The 3872-nt window shown below is 68.8% G+C and carries 3 protein-coding genes and 1 pseudogene; all 4 read left to right on the top strand.

Going from position 1 to position 3872, the window contains the following annotated elements:
- Nucleotides 1-70 precede the first annotated feature (70 nt).
- Nucleotides 71-504, top strand: a pseudogene (locus tag ACFHVL_RS30885) (response regulator transcription factor); the annotation flags it as partial.
- Nucleotides 505-800: 296 nt separating this feature from the next.
- Nucleotides 801-959: a hypothetical protein gene (locus ACFHVL_RS30880; RefSeq protein WP_416632140.1), complete on the top strand. Its 159-nt coding sequence runs from the start codon at nucleotides 801-803 to the stop codon at nucleotides 957-959.
- An 84-nt stretch (nucleotides 960-1043) separates the two neighbouring features.
- Nucleotides 1044-1874, top strand: coding sequence for an SAM-dependent methyltransferase (locus ACFHVL_RS30875; protein WP_416632138.1), 831 nt, complete (start codon nucleotides 1044-1046; stop codon nucleotides 1872-1874).
- A gap of 777 nt (nucleotides 1875-2651) precedes the next feature.
- Complete coding sequence (locus ACFHVL_RS30870) at nucleotides 2652-3818, top strand: amidase (RefSeq protein WP_416632136.1); 1167 nt, start codon at nucleotides 2652-2654, stop codon at nucleotides 3816-3818.
- The last annotated feature ends 54 nt before the right edge of the window (nucleotides 3819-3872 follow it).

Raw genomic sequence — 3872 nt, 5'->3', positions numbered from 1 at the left:
CGCGCCAACCGCCGCCCACACGACCTCATCACCACCGTGACCAGCAGCTACTCGACTACGCAATGACCCTGCCAAGGACGCGGTGGAGGACGGATCACCGGGTTGACCGCCGGTGGCGGCCACTACGTGAGCGTGCCGTGCAGCCTGGAGGAGATGGTTGCCCGGCTACGCGGCCTGATGCGCCGGACCGCCCGGGTCGGGTTGCGCCCCGACGCGTAGCTCGTCGTCGGCGACCGCACCCTCGACGAGGACAGCCACGAGGTACGCCGGGGCGACGAGCTGATCACCCTGACCGCCACCGAGTTCGAGCTGCTGCGGTACCTGATGTGCGAACCACGCCTGGTGCTCAGCAAGGCCCAGATCCTGGAACGGGTGTGGAACTACGACTTCGGGGGCCAGGTCGAGCTGTCGATCTTCTACCGCAGGTAGAAGATCGACGCCGGCCGGCAGCCGATGATCCACACCGTGCGGGGCGCGGATCGTATCCTCAAACCCGCCGGCTGAGAGCGCGCGGACTGGGAGCGGGCTGACGCGACGGCGGCAGCACCGGTTGGCCGTCGCGGAAACTGGTCGCTGCGTACCCGGCTGGTCGCCACCATGCTGGTGCTACTTGCCCTCGCCTGCGGACGGCTCCGGTTGCAGCCGGCACTGCAGCCGCCGGCTGCAACCCGGACCGGCCCCCGGCTTCCCACCGGTCAGGCCACCGGCACCCTCCCCGCGCGTATCTGCGACGGGCGGACCACCGTCGAAGTGCTGGTGAAACAGGGCAGGACCGACCGAACCTAGCTGGCTTCCAGGACGTGTTCGGCCATGTGCCGGTCGACTCGTCAGCGGTCACGATCTCGCTGGGAAAGTGGGGCGACTACCGGGTGGTCGCGCAGCGGCTGCCCGACGGCGGGGTGCTGGTGACCGGGATGCCACTGACCGACCAGGCCCGTGGCACTGTCTGGACTCGATGATCCCATTTATAGTTGCCATGTTCCCGTTCTTGTCTACGGATGCCCTGCCCGGTGTGTCCGACATCTTCGCTGAAGGGTCGTGGAATGACTGCAACTATTGGACATTCACCCGAAGTACGGGCCGATCTGGACAATGCCAACATCGCGCGTATCTACGACTACTTCCTGGGTGGTCTGTACAATTTCGCCATCGACCGGGAGCGGGCCGAGCGGATCAAACTGATGCTGCCCAGCGTCGACCTGCTGGCCCGCGGGAACCGGGACTGGTTACGGCGGTCGGTGCGGTACATGGCGGCGCACGGGGTGCGACAGTTCATCGACATCGCGTCGGGTCTGCCAACCGTCGGCAACACCCATGAGGTCGCGCACGCCGTGGACCCGAGCGCCCGGGTGGTGTACGTCGACAACGATCCGTCGGCCGTGGCGCACGGCACGGACATTCTGGCCGCGGAGCCGCACGTCGCCATGGCGGGCGTCGACGGGCGGCACCCCGAACAGGTGTGGGCGCACCCGGCGGTCCGCGAGTTGATCGACCTGTCACAGCCGGTGGGTGTCGTGCTGGGCGGGCTGCTCGTGTTCGTCCGGGACGACGAGGATCCGGCCGGGCTCGTCGCGGCGTACCGGGACGCGTTGGCACCCGGCAGCTACCTGGCGATGTCCCATCTGTCGGCGGACACCGTCGACGACGAGACGCGGGCGCAGGTTGGCCGCATGGTCGCCGCATACCAGGCGGGGGTCGGGGCGAGCCTGTACGTCCGGGACAAAGCCACCTTCAGCTCCTGGTTCACTTGCATGGAGCTGGTCGAGCCCGGGGTGACCCTGATGGCGGACTGGCGTCCCGACCCGGGGCTCGATGTCGACGCACAGACCCCGTCGCGGCATCTCGGCTACGGCGCGATGGGCCGGATCGGCTAGGCCGGCGGCAGCGGCGGCGGCGACGCGCGGGCATCGCACCGGCCCGGACTTCACCGCCATGCTGGAGCGTCAGGCCGTCCGGTACGGGGGCGCGTTCGGCTGGGTGGACCGGTTCTTCCGGTCCGGCCGCATGCGCTCGAGGTGTGGCCGGATCAACTCCAAGACGGCACTCAAACGTCCGGTCGTGGGCCTGCCCCGGTGGAGCAGCCCACGACCGGACGATCAACGTCACCATCAACGCGTTGACCGTCCGACAGGCGGAAACGACGCTGGTCAGCCGGTCCGGTTCAACGTGTAGGCCTGGTAGACGACGAGACCGGTGTCGGGGAACTCGATCGGCTCGACAACGGCTGCGGGCGACGCAGGTACTGTCACGGTCAGGGCGACGGTCGGGGCGGCGGCGAGACCCTGCGGGGAAGTCCTTGTAGCGGCGGCAAAATCCAGGTCCTGACCGCCCCGGACGGCTGGCCGTTGTGGACCGAGACACTGGCACTACACCCGGTCGCGGACCGCTACTACTCGGCGACCATCGCGAGCTTGTACTCCGGGCTGAAGACCCGCCCCGCCGGCTTCGGTGCCGGGTCTTTGCCGCCGGACGGCTGCCTGCCAGATGAAGTGGACACGTACGCAAGGATCTCCGATCCCCGTCCTCAGGTCAGCACCCCACTCACACGGGTGTCTCACACCATCCTGACCGAGAGGGATCGACTCTGGCGATGGGACTGTGGAAGCCTAATTGATGCCCCGCCGCAAGGGTGGACGTGACAGGAGGAACAGGTGAAACTGTACGAGTACGCCTGCCTGGACGCGGTTGGCCTGCGTGAGCTGCTCCGTGGCGGCGAGCTACGGCCCGCCGAGGTGGAAGACCTGGCCCGCCGGGCGATCGAACAGGTCGACCCCGACCTTAACGCGCTCACCGGTCCCCTGTTCGACCAGCCGCTGACCAGCGACCCGGACGGCCCCCTGGCGGGCGTGCCGTTCCTGCTGAAGGACAGCGGACCGTTCGCTCGCGGCGTCGCCTTCTCGCTGGGTAGCCGCGCCATCCACGGCGCCGTCGCAGGCGAGGACCATGACCTGATGGCCCGGTTTCGTGCCGCCGGCCTGGCGACGCTCGGCAAGACCACGGTGCCCGAGCTGGGGCTGAGCTTCGCCACCGAGTCAGCGCGGCACGGGCCGACGCGCAACCCGTGGGACATGACGCGGGGTGTCGGTGGATCGAGCGGCGGCGCCGCAGCCCTGGTCGCGGCCGGCGCGGTGCCCCTCGCCCACGGCAACGACGGCGGTGGATCAATCCGGGTGCCGGCCTCGTGTTGCGGCCTGGTCGGTCTCAAACCAAGCCGGGGCCGTACCCCGTGCGGCCCACAGGTCGGTGAGGCCGGTTTCGGGCAGATCATCGAGTTCGGACTTTGCCGGACGGTCCGGGACGTGGCCCACCTGCTCGACGCGGTCAGCGATCCGCCAGTCGGCGACAAGTACGTGGCGCCGCCACCAGGCAGGCCCTACACCGACGAGCTACGGGCCGCCCCTGGCGTGTTGCGGGTCGCGGTGATGACCAAGCCGTGGGCGGGGACACCGGTACTCTCCCAGGTGGCCGACATCGCGGTCACTACCGCGCATGTGCTCGAGTGGATCGGCCACACCGTGGTCAAGGCTGCTCCGGCGGTGGACGCGGAGGACATCATCGAGGCGTCAACCTTGGCGGTGGCCACGACCGGAGCGGCACTTCTGCGCGCACCACATGACGCAGTCGGGCTGGAGGCTGTATCCCGCCGGATCCTGGTCGAGACACGGCGCGCGACTGCCATGGACATTATCAGCGCGACCGAAGCCCAGCACCGGGTGACGCGCCCGATCAACCGGTTCTTCCTCGACCACGACCTGCTCGTGACGCCGACGCTGGCCCAACTTCCCGCCCCACACGGCACACTGAGCCTTTCCGGGTAAGGCTCTGACCACCGGGCGCGGTGTCCGGAACGGTCAAGATGTGTGGGAATCGCC

The organism is Micromonospora sp. LOL_023, assembly GCF_048060115.1.
In the GTDB taxonomy this organism is placed as follows: Bacteria; Actinomycetota; Actinomycetes; order Mycobacteriales; family Micromonosporaceae; genus Micromonospora_E.
This window is presented reverse-complemented; position numbering and strand designations above follow the sequence as displayed.

Bases quoted from the DNA above. Each gene is read 5' to 3' on its own strand.
- ACFHVL_RS30875 (WP_416632138.1), top strand. From the start codon at position 1,044: ATGACTGCAACTATTGGACATTCACCCGAAGTACGGGCCGATCTGGAC.